Genomic DNA, 18103 nt, shown 5'->3' with positions numbered 1-18103 from the left:
ATGCAAGTCAGAAACAACGTTAACTTCCTCAATGGCGAGTATGTACCGTCAAAAGCAGAGGGTGTCATTAAAGTATTTTCGCCTAGTACCGGAAGCTTGGTGGGTGAAATCCCTGAAGGCTGTGTTGCTGATGCACAAGATGCGTTAGAAGTGGCACAAAGTGCTCAAAAAGCGTGGGCAAAACTAACGCCTAGAGCGCGAGCAACAATTTTACGTAAATTTGCCGCGGGTATTCGCGACAATTTAGATGGTTTAGCCGAATTGTTAGTTAAAGAACAAGGCAAGCTGTTAGAAGTGGCAAAGATGGAAGTGAATGTTACCGCCACATTTGTAGAATATGCTTGTGATAATGCATTAACGCTGCAAGGTGATATTCTGCCATCTGATAATGAAAACGAAAAAATTTACATCCATAAAGTGCCAAAAGGTGTAGTTGTTGCCATTACGGCATGGAACTTTCCATTAGCATTAGCAGGCCGAAAAATTGGCCCTGCGTTGGTAACAGGCAACAGTATTGTTATTAAGCCGACACAAGAAACACCATTAGCCACATTAGAACTTGGGCGTATAGCTAACGAGGCCGGTATTCCTGCTGGTGTGCTGAATATTGTAAATGGTACAGGCTCAGTGGTTGGCCAGCACTTATGTGAAAGTGAAATTACTCAGTTAATCACCATGACGGGTAGCACACGTGCAGGGCAAATTATTTATCAAGCCGCAGGTAAGCATTTAACGCCTGTGATGTTAGAGCTTGGTGGTAAAGCGCCGTTTATTGTGATGGAAGATGCAGACCTTGATAAAGCTGTTGATGATGCCATTACAGCGCGTTTTGCAAACTGTGGTCAGGTATGTACTTGTGCCGAGCGTTTATATGTTCATGAAAACATTTACAGTGCCTTTATGGACAAGTTTTTACCGAAAGTTAAAGCCCTTAAAGTGGGTGATCCAATGGACCCAGCAACAGACATGGGCCCTAAAGTAAACGCCAATGAAATCAAAAATATTGATACATTAGTTCAAGAAAGTCTTGCACAAGGAGCAACTTTAGCTACCGGCGGTAAAGTGGCTAATGTCGCAGGTTTTGAAGGCGGACATTGGTACGAACCAACGGTGATCACCGATGTTAAGCAAGACAATATTCTGGTGCATGAAGAAACATTTGGGCCAGTTTTACCTATCATCAAAATTAGTTCAATTGATGAAGCGATTGCTTACACCAACGACAGTGAATATGGCTTGTCGGCATATTTATACACCAAAAACTTAGCTTATATTCACCAGTCAATTGCTGAAATGGAAGTGGGTGAAGTGTACGTTAACCGAGGCTTAGGTGAACAGCATCAAGGTTTCCATAACGGTTGGAAAATGAGTGGTATGGGCGGTGAAGACGGTAAGTATGGCCTCGAGCAATACGTTGAAAAGAAAACCGTTTATATGAACGAAGCCGAATAGAAATATAATTGGTATTAAGCCTTGAGGACTCTCCTCAAGGCTTCAATTTTGAAGTTAATTAATTCTCTTGTCTTCCTTATTAACAACAGTTTGCAGTGGCAAGCCAGTGCGGTGAGTTGTTGCAGCTGTAATTTAGTATTCATAAAGCCAGTTAAGAATGACTAAACCATTACTTATTTGTTAATCATTATCAGCGTAGTCGTTTTTGCTGACCATATTGCAGGAGGCGATATGCCTGTACAAATTTCAAATAACGCTTCAAATAAAGTACGTATCTTTTGCGGTTCACTGTTACTAGGGGGCGTATCGACATTATTGGGATGCAATACTCATAGCTCTACAGAAACCGAATCGGACAAGGTTTCTGGAAATGTAAAGACTGTTGTTTCTCAGGCGAATAACGTCAATTTTGAGCGCATGTTGTTTGACTTCGAAAATACTGAACAGCTACAAAACATCATTGCTAAAAATGCGCAATTTTCCCAAGTGAAAAACGACAGCAATAACGTGCTTGAAGTTAACTTTCAATCTGAAGTTAACTATAAAGCAAATATTACGTTAAAGGCGACATCACCATGGGATGTCAGCGGTCATCAAAATGTTGCCATTGCGGTAGACATTACCAACCATGCAGATGCATCAACGCCACTCTATGTAAAAGCGTTTGACCAAAACGACCATCAATCACGCAGCACGGTTATTCCGGCGTCTTCCTCTCAAACCTATTACATCGTGTTAAGTGGTGATGAGTTAGACCAAAATACCGGTATTCGTTCAAACCCAAAATATTGGCTCACAGACTACCAACAAATTGAATGGCGGGGCGGTAAAAAAGACTTAGATTTACACCATATAACTGCTGTTGAATTTCAGGTTGGCGGCTCGTTAGTTGATAAACATCTTTCGTTTGATAATGTGCGTTTAATTACGCCTAAAGCGGTAATCAGTGATTATTTAGTGGGCTTGGTGGATCAATTTGGTCAAAACGCTAAACAAGCATTCAACGGTAAAGTGAACTCGGTTGAACAATTACAGCAACGGAGCGCACAAGAGATAGCCCAACTTAAAAAAGCGCCACGATTGGCTGATAGAAGTCAATTTAACGGCTGGGTTGATGGCCCCAAATTGGAGGCAACTGGCTACTTTAGAGTTGATAAGTATCAAGATAAATGGACGTTAGTTGACCCAGAAGGCTATTTGTTCTTTTCAAATGGTATTGCCAATATTCGCATGGCAAATACCTCAACCATCACTGGTTATGATTTTGACCCTGCGTTAATCAATATTAAGTTAGCCACTGATTTAACGCCTGAAGACTCATTAGGGTTAAACCAAGTTGATCATCAAGCTTTACCCAGTCGCAAACTCGAGTCAGCGCTTCGCAGTGATATGTTTAGTTGGTTACCCAGTTATGATGAACCATTGGGGCAGAACTTTGGTTACCGTCGTAGTGTTCATACTGGACCGGTTCCTTCAGGGGAAACTTTTAGTTTTTATCGGGCAAACTTACAGCGTAAATTTGCCGAAAATGACCCTAAAAAATTATTTGAAAAATGGAAAGATATTACCATTAACCGGATGCATAGTTGGGGCTTTACCTCATTTGGTAACTGGGTAGACCCTGGGTATTACCAAATGAATCGTTTACCTTATTTTGCTAATGGTTGGATTATTGGTGACTTCAAAACCGTTAGCAGTGGCAATGATTATTGGAGCCCGTTACCCGATCCTTTCGACCCCGTTTTTGCCGCACGTGCTAAAGCGACCATCGCCCAAATTGCCGCTGAAGTAAATAATAACCCTTGGTGTGTTGGGGTGTTTATTGATAATGAGAAAAGCTGGGGGACAATGAACTCACTTAAAGGACAATATGGAATTGTTATCAACACCTTAACTCGCTCAGCGGACGAAAGTCCTGCTAAAGCAGCATTTGTTGCAGCTTTGCGAGATAAGTATTCCACCATAGAGTCACTTAACCGCGCATGGCAACAGCAGTTATCTTGGGATGAAATAGCTCAAGGTATTGACTTACCAGAAGTAAATACAGCCATCGAAGCCGATTTATCAATGCTGTTGTCGTTATATGCAGAAGCATATTTTAAAACGGTGAGTACGACTTTAAAGCAATACATGCCAAATCATTTATACATGGGTGCACGATTTGCCAGTTGGGGCATGACCCCTGAAGTACGCGCTGCAGCAGCAAAATATGCCGATGTGATGAGCTACAACTATTACAACGAAGGCATAGATAAAGGCTTTTGGCGCTTTTTAGATGAGGTTGACCGCCCCAGCATTATTGGTGAATTTCACAATGGCGCAGTTGACTCAGGTTTATTACACCCAGGGCTTGTACCCGCTCAATCACAAGCAGATAGGGGAGTGATGTATCAAGACTACATGCGAAGTGTCATTGATAACAAATACTTTGTCGGCGCACATTGGTTCCAATATATCGATTCACCATTAACCGGTAGAGCTTATGATGGTGAAAACTATAACGTTGGGTTTGTGTCTGTTACAGACCAGCCATACACTGAATTAGTAGAAGCCGCCAAAGTGGTTAATCGTGAACTTTACCAACGACGTTTTGGTGAACAATAACCCATCTGTAATACCCAACACGTCACCCTCGAGATCTTTAATCGAGGGTCTGTTTTTTTTTGTGTATTTAGCTAAGCAGATTCCGGCCCAAAAGCACTGCCGGAATGACGGTGTAGTGTGCGTTGTCGGAATGCCGTTATCTTCAGTATTAGCCGAATGACGACAGCCCAATCCGTCACCCTCGAGATCTTTAATCGAGGGTCTGGTTTGTTTGTGTATTTAGCAAAGCAGATTCCGGCTCAAAAGCGCTGCCGGAATGACGTTAGTTACAGCGTCACCAGAATGACGATAACCCAACACGTCACCCTCGAGATCTTTTGTCGAGGGTCTGGTTTTGAATGACTTTGTATGAATCCCTACCTGCTCATCATTGTTAACAATTAACTTAAATCAAAAAACCATTGACATACCGGTTAAAAAGTAGCTAAATTGTTAACAATCCGTTCACGTTTTAACCGTTAATACTCAGTATCAACGAACTCTTGAACGGATTGGGGGGAACAGAACTCATTACAAGAAGGTTTTTTCATGATGAAAAATAAAACGTTCAAATTTAATACTATCTATTGTGCAATGTTAGTTGCGGCGAGTGTTGGGGTACAAGCAGAGGAAGCTCCCGCTACTGAAGAAGTAGAAGTTATTCAGGTTAAGGGTATTCGTAGTGCATTAACTAAATCTGCAGAAACTAAACGCTATTCTAATGGTGTTGTTGATGCTATTACCGCAGAAGATATAGGCAAGTTACCCGATACTAACTTAGCCGAGTCGCTGCAGCGTATTGCTGGTGTGTCAATTGACCGTGCCAACAACGAGGGTAATAAGGTTACCGTTCGTGGTTTTGGTCCAGAATTTAATATGGTGACACTAAATGGTCGCCAAATGCCAAATTCATCAGCGTTACAATCAGCTGGGGTTTCACGTAGTTTTAACTTCCGCGAAATTGCTGCTGAAAGTGTTTCAGGTGTAAATGTTTATAAAACAGGTAATGCTGAAATTACATCTGGTGGTATTGGCGCAACAATTGATATTAATACTGCTCGCCCATTCGATTATGACGGCTTTACCGCTTTTATTACCGGTAAAGGCATTTACGATACCAGTGTTGAAAAAGGCGATTCGGTGACACCTGAAATTTCAGGCATGATAAGCCAAACCTTTGCGGATGATAAAGTAGGCTTTTTATTATCGCTATCGCACGCTGAACGTGATAGTCATGCTGATGTTGTGGGTACTGATGGTTGGGTAAGAAACCGTAGTCGTGATAATGTTGATTTAAGTGGCATTGATACCAGTCGTAACCCTGAACAAGCTATTTGGACACCTTGGACAGCTAAAACTGAACATTTTGATACTGAGCGTACTCGTCAAAATGCCCAAGCGGTTCTACAATTTCAGCCCATTAACAGTGTAGTCGCCACGTTAGATTACACCTTGTCGCGTTTAGAAGAGACCAGCTACACAAACCGCTCTGCTTTTTGGTTTGATAATCCAAGCGGAACCGCTAATGCCAACGGCACATTATGGAACCCTCGCGATCAAGATGATGAGTTAAACTTTTGGGCTTGGGAATACTATCAGCAGAAAGAAAATGACTCGATTGGCTTTAATATCGAGTGGCAAGCCACGGATACATTAAGTTTTGAAGTGGATATTCATGATTCAACCTCTAAATCAAACCCAGATGGTCAAACTGCTGAAACTCTAGCTAACTTGAAAAATCCTTCAGGGTCAGTGGCATTAATTGGTGCTGATTTTGTTGGTGATATTCCATCTATTATTGTTGATGATTCAAATGTTCCAGGTGGCGCTTACAACAAAGATAATATTGTTTCTGACTTATACCAAAAACGTGGCTACTCGATGGATAACAACATCAAGCAATACCGTGTTGCCGGTACATGGGAGAATTTATCTATTGATTCGTCGTTAACTAGAATCAACTTTGGTGTGATGAATACCGATTACAGTGTTGATACACGCTTAAGTGAAGTATTCTCGTTTGTTGACGTGCCATTAACTGATTTAGATTTAGGCTTTATTCCACTAGGAAATACTGCTGATCAGTTCCCTGGAGCCAACCAGTTATTCCCATATATTTCGCAATATGACGTTAATCAATTTATTGATATTGTTAAAAGCGAAGGAAAATTTGCTGAGCCAAATATTAAAACCAATGGGGTGAATGAAGAAACGTTTGCCGCTTACGTGTCATTTGACTTTGATACTGAATTCCATGACATGCCGGTGAAAATGAACGTGGGTGTACGTTACGAAGATACTGACGTAACGGCATATTCTGTTCAAAACGGCATTATTGCTATGAACTATCGTCATGCTCAAGAGCTTCGTCCAGTTTATAACGACACGGCAACCTCAGAAGAGTTAACGGGTTCATACACGCGTATTTTGCCTAACTTTGATTTTAATATTTCAGTCACCGATGAATTAATGGCACGTTTCTCTTATGGTCGTACATTATCGCGTGCGGGTATTAGTGCAATGTTCCCTGCAACTAACGTGAATGCGCGTCCAGGTGGACCATTTAACGCTTCACAGGGTAATCCAAACTTATTACCTATTACCTCTGACAACTTTGATTTATCGTTTGAATGGTATTCAGATGATGGCAGTTTTGCGTCTGTTGGTTACTTTAAAAAGTTTGTTGAAAACTTTATTGGTGCCGGTACTGAAAACCGTACCATTAACGATGTAAATGGACAGCCATTAACTGACCCAAGTGTAAACCCTCGTCCAGGTTGTCCTGATAGTTCTGATACTCCAAACCCTGCGTGTTTAGGCCAAGCGTCTGACCCTGAAATTACTTGGGAAGTCGCAACCCCTGACAACTTACAAAACCGTGAAGTTGATGGTTGGGAGTTTAATGCTCAATACATGTTTGCCGACAGTGGTTTTGGTGTGGTTGCCAACTACACTATTGTGGATAGCGATGAGTCATTTGACCCATATAACTTCGACCAAACTATTGCACTTACCGGTTTGAGTGATTCAGGTAACTTAGTGGCATTTTATGAAAACTACGGTTTTCAAGCACGATTGGCCTATAACTGGCGTGATGAGTTCTTGCTAGCGCTTGGCAATGAGCCCACCTTCACAGAAGCTTACGGTCAGTTAGATATGAGCTTAAGTTACGATATCAACGACACGGTAACTGTGTCGCTTGATGGTATTAACTTAACTGATGAAACTGTGCGTCGTTTTGGCCGCTTTGAAGAGCAGTTATTGTCTGCTGAACAATACGGTCCTCGCTTCACATTTGGCGTGAGTGCCAAGTTCTAATGATGAAGTATCAAGCGGGTTGTTTTATTCGCTGAACAAGCCAATGGCTGCTGCATTTTTGTAGCAGCCTTTTTTGCTTGTGGGGATTCACTAAATTATTACAAGAATTGGAGTTAATTATGTCGAAAACGATTAATAATAACAGTCTCGACAACCAACCAATCGACACGCAGTTACACACTAATCCAACCAAACCTATTGAAAATATAGTGATTGTTGGCGGCGGCACCGCAGGATGGATAACCGCAGGTACCCTAGCTGCCAAACTAAAAAAGCAGCATGATAAAAACTTCTCGGTAACCCTAATTGAGTCAGCCAATGTTGCCCCCATTGGCGTGGGCGAAGGGACTTGGCCGACTATGCGTCGAACCCTCAAAAACATGGGAATACGTGAAACAGATTTTATTCGCCAATGTCATGTGTCATTTAAGCAAGGCGCAAAATTTTGCCAATGGGTAACGGGTAAAAAAGATGATTTTTATTATCACCCATTAATGCTGCCTGAAAGTGCAGGGCAAGATGATGTCAGTGCCTATTGGCAAGCCATTCAATTTCCATATATGGCGCATTCTAGTCATTCTAATAACGCAGCAGATCAACAATCATTTTCAATGCTGTTAAGCCCTCAGCAAGCCATATGTGAAGCAGGCTTAGCGCCAAAGTTAATTACCACAGCAGAGTACGATGCCATTGCTAATTACGCTTATCATTTAGACGCAGGATGTTTTTCAGAATTTTTAAAACAACACTGTATAAATCAATTAAACGTTAACCATGTTGTCGACGACGTTATTGGTATTAGTAATGATGACAGTGGGGACATTAGCTGCCTCACCACTAAGCAACATAGCGACATTTACGGTGACTTATTTATCGACTGCAGCGGGTTTAAGTCTTTATTACTGGGCGAGCATTACCAAGTACCCTTTAAAAGTTGCCAAGATATTTTGTTTGTCGATAGCGCTATAGCAGTCCAAGTACCCTATGAGGACGAGAATAGCCCTATCGCATCACACACTATTTCAACCGCACAAACCGCAGGCTGGATATGGGATATTGGCCTATCAAGCCGCCGTGGAGTTGGGCATGTTTACGCTAGCAAGTATATTTCTGAACAAGCTGCCACTGAGCAACTAAAACAATACCTTTCACCAACAGTGGCGGATGTGGAGCAATTAACGTTTCGCAAAATTGACATTAACCCAGGGCATAGAGAAAAGTTTTGGCATAAAAACTGTGTCGCAGTGGGGTTGTCAGCAGGGTTTTTAGAGCCGCTAGAGGCTTCAGCTTTATTGTTGGTAGAAATATCAGCCAATATGATTGCCCAACAACTACCCGCTAATCGCGCTTGCATGGATATTGTTGCCGAGCGCTTTAATCAAACCTTCTTATATCGCTGGGATCGCATTATCGATTTTTTAAAGCTGCACTACATGTTAACCCAACGCAACGACAGCCCATTTTGGGTAGATAATCGCGACCCTAAAACCATACCGCAAAGCCTGCAAACCTTGCTTGAGTTATGGCGATATCAACTGCCTAGTGATAATGACTTTACCCATGCCACAGAAGTGTTTCCAGCAGCCAGTTATCAATATGTGCTTTATGGTATGGGTTTTAAAACACAGGCACCACATTGGGGAATATCCACGCAGGCAAAGGATGCTGCGACAGCGGTGTTTGACAAAGTCGCGCAAGATACCGCGCAATTGCAGCACAACTTGGTATCAAATAGAGCACTTATTAATTTAATAAAACAATACGGTTTACAACGAGTATAAAAAGGAGCAACCGTGAATAACGTCATTATTGATAGCAATACTCATAAAAATATTAAAGTTTGTACCGGGCATGGCAAAAAGTTTGGAGAAAATATTCATTTTGTTCCTGTGATTGCAGATGAGCTGCGTAGCCTAATGCTTGAGTTTCCTTGTTGTTTATTAAAAAACAACCACACGGGGCAGTTCGGTTTACATGCTTTATTGGGTTTTGAACCCGGAGAGAATTTATTTTTAACTGACCATGGCTGGAAGAGTCAGTACATACCGCTACATATCCGCAGACAACCTTTTATGGTTGGCCGAATAGGTGAGGCTACAGATACCCCTAGTGCGGAAAATACCGTACTCACCATTGATATGGACAGTTTGCGAGTTAAACAGGCCGCAGACGATGAAAATGCCCAAGCATTATTTGATGATAAAAAACAGCCTACAAGTTACTTAACCTCAATGAGTAAAATGGTGTTTGAGCTGTCTCAGGGCATTCAACGTACAGAGCACTTTATTCAAGTGTTAGCTGATAATGACTTAATAGAAGCAATACAACTTAATGTGACCTTGAATAAAATTAGCGCCGAAGGTGAAAGCCACTCTGAAGACGCTAAGGTAGAAACAGAAACGAAAAACTTTGATGGTTTGTATGTAATTAACGAGAAAAAGCTCGCCAGTTTAAGCGGCGACTTGTTAGCCCAGTTTCATCAGAACGGCTACTTACAAGCGTGTCATTTAATGATGGCGTCAATGGGACAAATTCAAAAGCTGATTCAATTAAGAAACTCTCAGGCTTAAAGCTTTACAAGCAGACCCTCGATAAAAGCTCTCGAGGGTGACGTGTTTACCGTCATTCCGGTAATGCTTTTGGGCCGGAATCTAGCTTTTTGTGCAATTAAAAGCAGACCCTCGATAAAAGATCTCGAGGGTGACGGGTGGGGAGTTCTCAAGGGTGACGACTTGGAATATCTCGAGGGTGACGGGGTTTACCGTCAGTCTGGTTTGGGTTGTAGCCATTCCGACGATGCCTACTAACCGTCATTCCGGTAATGCTTGTGGGCCGGAATCTAGCTTTTTGTGCAATTACAAGCAGACCCTCGATAAAAGCTCTCGAGGGTGACGAGTGGGAATATCTTGAGGCTGGCGACTAGGAATATTTCGAGGCTGGCGACTAGAAATATTTCGAGGCTGACGGCTAGAAATATCTCAAGGTTGACGGAATAGCTATGTTGCTTTTAGCTAATACTATTTAATATTCGCTTTAATGGCCTTAACTGCACTGCTAATGTCGCCATCGCGTAATGCTTGCAAAATGCCTTTGTGTTCATCAACACATTCTGAGCTGGTTGTAATGCGCTTGTAGTTAAGGCGCATACGCATAACGTATGGGTACCAAATGTTAACTAAATCTTCTCCACCGGCTTTATGAATCAAGTAGTTGTGGAATGAAATATCAGTTTTAGTCACTTCAGTGAAATCTTCACGGTCAAAGGCACTTTGTAAGTCATTCAAAATAGACTCAAGTTGAGCAAAGTCTTCTGCTGTTAATGGATTATTTTTCAAACTTTCAATGGCGTAAACTTCAATGTTACGGCGTAAGTTAATCATTAACTTTTGTAATTTTGGCTCTAAAACACTATTTACAGAGGCGCCGCAGTTGTTTTTTGAAATCAACAAGCCTTCTTTAGAAAGTTGCAAAATCACATCACGAATGGGTCCACGTGATAAGCCAAAGCGTTTAGCTAACTCTTGTTCGTTTAATTTAGTATTGGGTGCTAAATCCCCAGAAATAATATCTGAGCGAAGTTGGTCTGCTATTTGATCTTTTACCGAAAGGATTTTTGTTGGTTTTGAAGTCGCCATAAGAGTCCCAATGTGTTCATAATATGTATACATTCTAGAGATTTAGATTTAATAATACAATTGTCAAATGTAATATTGTTAAAAATATACAGTGTTTAATTTGTTAAGTAGCTGAATAATAGTGCTAAATTTTTTAGTTCGCGTTTATTTTTATAAAAAAACACCCTAAACACGTTAAATTGTTAACAATATTCAATAAGGTGGAGTCCTTACTGATTTCTGTCACAAATATGTGTTTAGGGCTAATCTGGAGACCTAACCAGATATCAATCAACCAATATGTGGTTGGATAAAATTTGAGACTTACTCTGGGGATAAGTAAGCCTCAATCAAAAAAACTTACTGTTTTCCAAAACGTTGTTGGTACATCTCACTGTGTAACTGTTTAGCCGCTTCAACCATATATGGGTAAGGTGTATCGGTAACGGTGACAAAGCCAACGTTGTAATTCTCGCCGTCATAGGCTCGGCCTGTAATAGGTGAGTCGATATATTGGAACCAATGCGCACCAATGAAGTAAGGGTTATCAATGACTGATTTCATATAGTCTTGATACATTTTTGCGCGATCTTTTTGGTTTGCTGCGTGAATTAACCCTGGGTGATAAAGACCAGAGTCTTTCGCGCCTATGTGGAACTCACCTACAATACTTGGCATATCGATTTCATCTAAAAATGACCAGAACTTAGGGTTTAAGCCTTCTTTATAAGAGTTAAAGCTAATGACATCGACATACTTTGCTGATGCTTTAACTACTTCAATTGGCATACCCCAGTCAGGGAATCGAGAACCTAAATACATATGGTTAGGCATGTGCTCAGCTAAGGCATCATTTACTGTGCTGAAGTATTTTTCTGCATAAGCACCTAATAAATCGGCGTAATCTGCTATTTGTTGTTTGTTATTGATTGATGAGTCAATGCCTTCATCAAATGCTTTCCAACTAGGGATTTGTTTATCCCATGCTTTATTTAACGCATCAATGTTGACATATTTTTGTTTCATCAGACGGCTGAACTCTGCTTTGGTAGGCACTTCTGCTGCGTCACGTTTTAAGGTGTGTAACACAATGCCGTAGCGGCTTTCTGTGGTTTCAGAACGTCCAAAGCTCATTTCATTATCAATAAATACCCCAACACACCATGGGTTGTTACGGACTTCTTCTGCTACCACTTGCGCGGTGGCAAAGGCGCGTTGTTTGAATTTAGGGTCAAACACATCCGGTAAGGGTGCCCAAAAGTCATTGCCACTGGATACGGTTTTGTAGTCGCCAATAATCCAGCCATTAGCAAAGTAAGGAATTTTGTTGTTGTCGTAATAGCTTGGGTCAGTCCAATTACCTAAAGAGGTAAATCCCCAATCAAGCATACGATCCACCGTTACATCGCGCCACGACTGCATATAATCTTGGCCTTGCTGACCATATTTACGTTCAAGGTTTGCGGCATAAAAGCTGTAGGTTTCACCGTGTTTTAAAGGCCCTGAGTGGGCGCTTCTACGATAACCAAAATGTTTGCCTAGTGGTTCGTCATAATCCGGTAACCACGTAAACATACCCGCTCGAACATCAGATGCTTTAAAGCGACTGGAAATGGCTTGGTCTGAAACACGATTTAGCTTTTGTGAGTCTTCTGGGGTTACTTCGTCTTTTGCGCGTTGAACAATATATTGTTGTTCGAAGTCATAGCCTGTCATGGTTGATGAATTTGATAAGCGAATGATATCTAAACCGGTGGCAAAATATAGGTAACCTTCAGGGTCAACCAATGACCACTTATCATTGACTTTTTCCGCTCTAAAATAGCCTGTCCCTTGTAATTTAGGGCCATTCAGCCAACCGTTAAACTTACTGCGCTCTGGTTGAAGCTGGCCGGTTAATGTTGCTAATTCAGTGTCTCGTTGGCTAATCAACTCTTGGTCGTTATGCACTTTACCGGCAAAATCAGCTTTGGCATTTTGTCCATATTTATCAACGATATTAGTTAAAAATTCTTGGTCAAACTCTGGGTTTTGACGAACTTTTATATCTTTAATAATCACGCTTTTATCAAAAATAACACCTTTAACAGATAAGCTTATTTTAGCAATACCTTTCAGGTTTAAGTTCTTTTTACCCCATAACGAAGTAAATTGATGTTCATTACTTTCCCATGTATCGGGATTTGAACGTAAACCTGAATGAAAATTCAGTTCTACTTTTTCATCGCCTTCAGGAGTCCCTAAATCGTGGCCCGACATTTTGGCGTAGTAGGTTTCAGGTGTTGAGCTAATAGGTACGCTTAAACTACGGGTATAAGTCGCGCCGTCGATATCAGTCATATCTAAATAAAGTTGTACGCTGTGCTTGCCTTTATTGGCCATAGAAAATGCAATATTAAAGTCTTCTAAACTGCTCCAATCCCATGGTTTTTTAGGTTGAAATACCACGCTTGCGTAGCCAGTTTCAGCAGATTGAAATTCGATATTTAGGCCGTCAGCATTCACACTCGATTGCGCGTTGTTGAGTGTTACTTCTGTTAGATCAGAACCATGGTCGAAGCTATATAGCGTTTGTACTATTGCAGCATCTTGGTTACTAGTAGAATTAATTTGTTCACTAGTGCTTTTTTCCGTAACACTGCTATCCAGTTCATTTTGACAACCATACAAGCAGCTTAAAATTGCTGAAACTAATAAAAGCTTACCTTTTGTGTGCTTTTGCGGTTTATGTGTCAATTGAATAGGATCACTTGTCATTAAATGTGTACCACTTATATTGCCTGCATTTGTCATAGTTATAATCTCTAGCTTTTATTGTATGAACGGCTTTTCATTTAGCTTATGTACATTAGGCTAAGTTAATTGCGATATCAGTTTATTGCGCTATACCTACCACAACCTTGTACAGAAAAGACAAACGTTAATGTCTCGCTGTAATTTTGTTAACAATCTACATCCTATCTTTTGCTATTGCAATCATTTAACTGTCAATTTTTATATCCGTTTTTAAAATAATTAGCAGTATTACAGGCGTGGTATTATTCATTACCTCATGTCATGATGCTGTTTACATTGTATTTTTTTGTATGATTGGCTTTGTGTTTAGGCAGAATAATATAAATTATATTTGGTAAATTGTTAACAATGCTTGCGTGTAGATTGTGCTTGGTGGTAATGTGTTGTTGATATTTTGTGACTGGGTTGTTGCTTATGTACTTAGGCAAAGTGGTATGGGGCCACTCAATAGATATGTCACAGTAAATGCAGAGTCATTAAGCCAAATAACTTTTAATTAATATTTAAGCCAATTTGCTATCAGACTCTTGATTGTTAACGCTGTTAACTCACATAAGTCAGTTCGAAACTGATAAAAACAATAATATGGAAGTAATCGCATGAGTCCAAAAAGATACAATGTATTTTATTGTGCCTTAGTCGTGGCGCTAGGTGGATTTATTTTTGGTTTAGACGCTGCCTTAATCTCTGGCACAATTAAATTTGTGACCGCAGAGTTTGGCTTATCTGAACTTGAAGTAGGAACAGTTGTGAGTGCACCAGGTTTTGGGGTGTTGTTCGCGTTAATGATTACAGGGCACTTGTGTGACCGATTTGGCCGCAGGTTAACCTTATTACTGATTTCTTTTACTTATATCTTTTCAGCTATTGCTTCAGTAATGGCGACTAGTTTTGAAAGTCTTGTATTTGCTAGATTTATTGGTGGATTGGCATTTACCTCTTTATCGGTTGCAGCAATGTATATTGGTGAGATAGCCCCTTCAAAATTACGTGGAAAGTTAGTTTCCATGATTCAAATTAATATCGTTATCGGCCTTTCTTTAGCTTACTTTGCTAATTACGGCTTATTGGCGCTTTTAGGAGCAGATTCAGCGCTGAGCCAGCTGATGGGCATCAACGATAAAAATATTTGGCGTTGGATGTTAGGTGTTGAAATTATACCTGCAGTTGTGTGGTTTTTACTGTTAATTGGTATTCCACATAGCCCTCGTTGGTTAATGATGAAAGACAAGGTTGATAAGGCTGCGGTAATTTTAAACGGTTTTAATAAAACCACAGAATGTGAAGCAGAGCTTAATGATATTCGTAAAAGTTTAGCTAGCCATGTAAAAAATGAATCGTTTATTACCTCGATGAAAGGCTTGTTTGAGCCAAATATTCGCATGGCAATGTTAATCGCGTTCACTATTGCCGTTGTGCAACAAACTACCGGCATTAATGCCATTATGTTTTATGCTCCCACGGTGTTTGAACAGTTAGGTATTGGAACCGATGCGGCCTTTTTTCAAGCAACCATTTTAGGCTTGGTTAGTATTGTATTCACGGTAATTGCCATTTTATTAATTGATAAAGTGGGTCGCAGACCCTTAGTGATCTATGGCTTGGGCTTAGCAACACTCAGTTTGTTTGCTTGTTATTTAGGTTTTGCTAACGCAGTTTATATGCTTTCTCCTGAAGTGATTAATCAACTGCATCAAAGCTTAAATATTGCTGATATTAGTAGCCTGGCTAATGTGAGCTTCGACAACGATGTTGAATTTAAAGATGCACTGGAAGGGTTAATTGGTTTATCTGAAGCCAAAGTGCATGAAAGTGTGTTGTTACAAAGCGCGGTAACTATTGATGCAACCTTAATTATTGGCGGTATTATTGGTTTTATTGCGGCTTTCCATTTCTCAATTGGGCCAATAATGTGGGTGTTATTTTCTGAAATATTCCCAACCCATATTCGTGGTATTGCTATTCCCGTGTTTGCGTTTATAGCCAGTATTGTTAGCTATTTAGTGCAACAGTTCTTCCCTTGGCAGTTAAGTCACTTTGGTGCTGACCTCACTTTCTTAATGTACGCCTGCTTTGGGGTTATTGGTTTTGTCATGTTGTACAAAATCATGCCTGAAACTAAAAATAAAACTATTGAAGAAATTGAAGCCTATTTGAGCAGTAAAAGCTTTAAAAAAGCGATGCCGAAAAAGGCGGCTATTGAGTCATGAATAGTTCGAGTAAAAATGGAACACAGATGAAAAGTATTGTTGCCATTGGCGAATGCATGATGGAGTTGATTCCCCATGGTGAGAGTCAATTCATTAAAGGTTACGCTGGAGATACTTACAATGCACTGGTTTACGCCAAACGTTTTGCTCCTCAATTAACATGCGAGTTTTTTACCGCCATTGGCCAAGACCCAATGAGTCACGATATGACGACAAAGTGGCATTCAGAGGGTGTTGATAGCAGCAAAGTGTTCCAACTAAACCATGCCACCATTGGTGTTTACAGTATTAATGTTGATGAGCATGGCGAAAGAAGTTTCAGTTATTGGCGTAAACACTCTGCAGCCACGCAAATGCTGAGTGAAAAGAGTGTCGATGACATTGTTAACCATTTAAGCAGCGCAGAGTTAATTTTTTACAGTGGAATTTCATTAGGTATTTTATCTGACTCAGATAAAGCCAAGCTTATGACGAGTTTGGCAATTTTACGTCAGCAGGGCGTTAAAGTGGCATTTGACCCTAATTATCGCCAAGCCATGTGGCGTGATGTTGACCATGCAACCCATTGGCTTATTGAAGCTTATCGTGGATGTGATATTGCGCTACCGGGTATTGAAGAACATAGCCATTTGTTTAATCAACAAACGGCCCAGCAAATCAGTCAGTTTTGTACTGATTTAGGGTCGCAAGAAGTCATAGTAAAAGCTGGTGAGCAGGGGACCTACGGATATTCAACTGGCGAAATGGTGGCTCATATTCCATTTAAACCTGCGCCAGTACAAGTTGATTCAACGGCAGCTGGTGATTCATTTGCTGGTACTTATTTAGCGGCTAGAGCCGTTGGCCATAATATTGAGCAAGCCATTAATAAGGCCTGTTTTATTGCGGGTGAAGTGGTGCAATTTAAAGGCGCTATTTTACCCCAAACTCATTACAACGCTTTAATTAATCAATAAACATTTTGGAAACGTTATGAATGACAAGCAACCTAAGCTTAGTTTAGCCAGTCGCCGTGCAATTGAACGTGGATATGATAATAAAAATTCAGATTGGATGGTTGAGTTTGATGTGTCGCCATTAAAAGGGGATTTTGCTTTTGAAGAAGGGGTGATCCGCCGTGATCCGTCTTCAGTGTTACTGATTGATGGCTTATATCATTGTTGGTACACCAAGGGAGAAGGAGAAACCGTAGGTTTTGGCTCTGACAATCTTGAAGACAAAGTGTTTCCATGGGACTTAACCGAAGTTTGGCATGCAACATCAGCAGATGGCGAAACATGGCAAGAGCAAGGGCCAGCAATTCAACGAGGAGAACCCGGTGCTTATGATGACCGAGCGATATTCACTCCTGAAGTATTCAGCCATCAAGGCCGCTACTATTTAGTTTATCAAACTGTACAAACCCCTTATACCAACCGCCAATATGAAGAAATTGCATTGGCAAGTGCTGACTCACCATACGGCCCTTGGGCTAAATCACCTCAAGCTATTTTAAGTCCAAGTAAAGATGGTGAGTGGCTTGGTGATGAAGATAACCGTTTTCAGGTGAAGTCAAAAGGCAGCTTTGACAGTCACAAAGTGCATGACCCTTGTTTAGTGTTTTTTGATGAAAAGTTTTACCTGTACTACAAGGGTGAAACCATGGGCGAGGGCATGAACTTTGGTGGCCGTGAAATCAAACATGGTGTTGCCATAGCAGACAATATTGAAGGCCCTTATACCAAGTCTGAATACAATCCAATCTCAAATAGTGGACATGAAGTGGTGGTGTGGAATTTTGAAGGCGGTATTGCATCATTATTAACTACCGATGGCCCAGAAAAAAATACCATTCAGTTTGCGCCAGACGGCATTAACTTTGACATTAAAGCTCACATTAAAGGTGCACCTGAAGCCATTGGCTTATTTAGAGACCCTGCATTAATTAACCCACAGCTTGACCCTAATGGCCCAAGTGCTCAAAAGCCAGGGCTGTCTTGGGGACTATGTCATAAATATGATACCAGTTGGAATTGGAATTACATTTGCCGTTTCAAGATTAAAAGACAAATCTTGGATGCTGGCACTTTTCAAAATAGTAACTAAACAGCGTTTAATTATTAGGTCTTGTTGTTGAAAACTTAACTATGT

General features: G+C 40.7%; 10 protein-coding genes. 8 read left to right on the top strand and 2 right to left on the bottom strand.

The annotated features are described in order from the left end of the window. The 5 genes from aldA to L2672_RS10860 all read left to right on the top strand — a co-directional run bounded on the left by aldA (position 1) and on the right by L2672_RS10860 (position 9923). On the top strand, positions 1–1452 hold the full coding sequence (aldA, locus tag L2672_RS10880; RefSeq protein ID WP_248995878.1) for an aldehyde dehydrogenase: 1452 nt from the start codon (positions 1–3) through the stop codon (positions 1450–1452). A 231-nt stretch (positions 1453–1683) separates the two neighbouring features. Continuing rightward, the gene (locus tag L2672_RS10875; protein ID WP_248995877.1) at positions 1684–4056 is read left to right on the top strand and encodes a beta-galactosidase; all 2373 of its coding nucleotides are present in this window, start codon (positions 1684–1686) and stop codon (positions 4054–4056) included. Positions 4057–4587: 531 nt separating this feature from the next. Further along, on the top strand, positions 4588–7353 hold the full coding sequence (locus L2672_RS10870) for a TonB-dependent receptor (protein WP_248995964.1): 2766 nt from the start codon (positions 4588–4590) through the stop codon (positions 7351–7353). Positions 7354–7472: 119 nt separating this feature from the next. Next, positions 7473–9134, top strand: coding sequence for a tryptophan halogenase family protein (locus tag L2672_RS10865; protein ID WP_248995876.1), 1662 nt, complete (start codon positions 7473–7475; stop codon positions 9132–9134). Positions 9135–9146: 12 nt separating this feature from the next. Beyond that, positions 9147–9923 (top strand): SapC family protein, encoded by a 777-nt coding sequence (locus L2672_RS10860; protein WP_248995875.1) that lies wholly within the window; start codon positions 9147–9149, stop codon positions 9921–9923. 447 nt (positions 9924–10370) lie between these two features. On the opposite strand, the gene L2672_RS10855 is transcribed toward L2672_RS10860, so the two are convergent. Both L2672_RS10855 and L2672_RS10850 read right to left on the bottom strand, forming a co-directional pair. Then, positions 10371–10988: a GntR family transcriptional regulator gene (locus L2672_RS10855; protein WP_248995874.1), complete on the bottom strand. Its 618-nt coding sequence runs from the start codon at positions 10986–10988 to the stop codon at positions 10371–10373. A gap of 339 nt (positions 10989–11327) precedes the next feature. Next, positions 11328–13724, bottom strand: coding sequence for a beta-galactosidase (locus L2672_RS10850; RefSeq protein ID WP_248995963.1), 2397 nt, complete (start codon positions 13722–13724; stop codon positions 11328–11330). 638 nt (positions 13725–14362) lie between these two features. On the opposite strand from L2672_RS10850, the gene L2672_RS10845 reads away from it, so the two are divergent. From L2672_RS10845 to L2672_RS10835, 3 genes are read left to right on the top strand one after another with little or no spacing between them, the layout of a single operon-like run. Beyond that, positions 14363–15973: an MFS transporter gene (locus L2672_RS10845; RefSeq protein WP_248995873.1), complete on the top strand. Its 1611-nt coding sequence runs from the start codon at positions 14363–14365 to the stop codon at positions 15971–15973. Positions 15974–15999: 26 nt separating this feature from the next. Further along, positions 16000–16929, top strand: coding sequence for a sugar kinase (locus tag L2672_RS10840; protein WP_248995872.1), 930 nt, complete (start codon positions 16000–16002; stop codon positions 16927–16929). 16 nt (positions 16930–16945) lie between these two features. Further along, positions 16946–18058, top strand: coding sequence for a glycoside hydrolase family 117 protein (locus tag L2672_RS10835; RefSeq protein WP_248995871.1), 1113 nt, complete (start codon positions 16946–16948; stop codon positions 18056–18058). Positions 18059–18103: the final 45 nt, after the last annotated feature.

The organism is Shewanella gaetbuli (genome assembly GCF_023284065.1).
Taxonomy (GTDB): domain Bacteria; phylum Pseudomonadota; class Gammaproteobacteria; order Enterobacterales; family Shewanellaceae; genus Shewanella; species Shewanella gaetbuli.
The sequence above is the reverse complement of the archived record's forward strand: the minus strand, read 5'-3'. Positions and strand labels throughout refer to the sequence as shown.

Coding starts and splice junctions, on each gene's coding strand:
- aldA (WP_248995878.1), top strand. CDS start 1: ATGCAAGTCAGAAACAACGTTAACTTCCTCAATGGCGAGTATGTACCG.
- L2672_RS10875 (WP_248995877.1), top strand. CDS start 1,684: ATGCCTGTACAAATTTCAAATAACGCTTCAAATAAAGTACGTATCTTT.
- L2672_RS10870 (WP_248995964.1), top strand. CDS start 4,588: ATGAAAAATAAAACGTTCAAATTTAATACTATCTATTGTGCAATGTTA.
- L2672_RS10865 (WP_248995876.1), top strand. CDS start 7,473: ATGTCGAAAACGATTAATAATAACAGTCTCGACAACCAACCAATCGAC.
- L2672_RS10855 (WP_248995874.1), bottom strand. CDS start 10,988: ATGGCGACTTCAAAACCAACAAAAATCCTTTCGGTAAAAGATCAAATA.
- L2672_RS10850 (WP_248995963.1), bottom strand. CDS start 13,724: ATGACAAGTGATCCTATTCAATTGACACATAAACCGCAAAAGCACACA.
- L2672_RS10845 (WP_248995873.1), top strand. CDS start 14,363: ATGAGTCCAAAAAGATACAATGTATTTTATTGTGCCTTAGTCGTGGCG.
- L2672_RS10840 (WP_248995872.1), top strand. CDS start 16,000: ATGAAAAGTATTGTTGCCATTGGCGAATGCATGATGGAGTTGATTCCC.
- L2672_RS10835 (WP_248995871.1), top strand. CDS start 16,946: ATGAATGACAAGCAACCTAAGCTTAGTTTAGCCAGTCGCCGTGCAATT.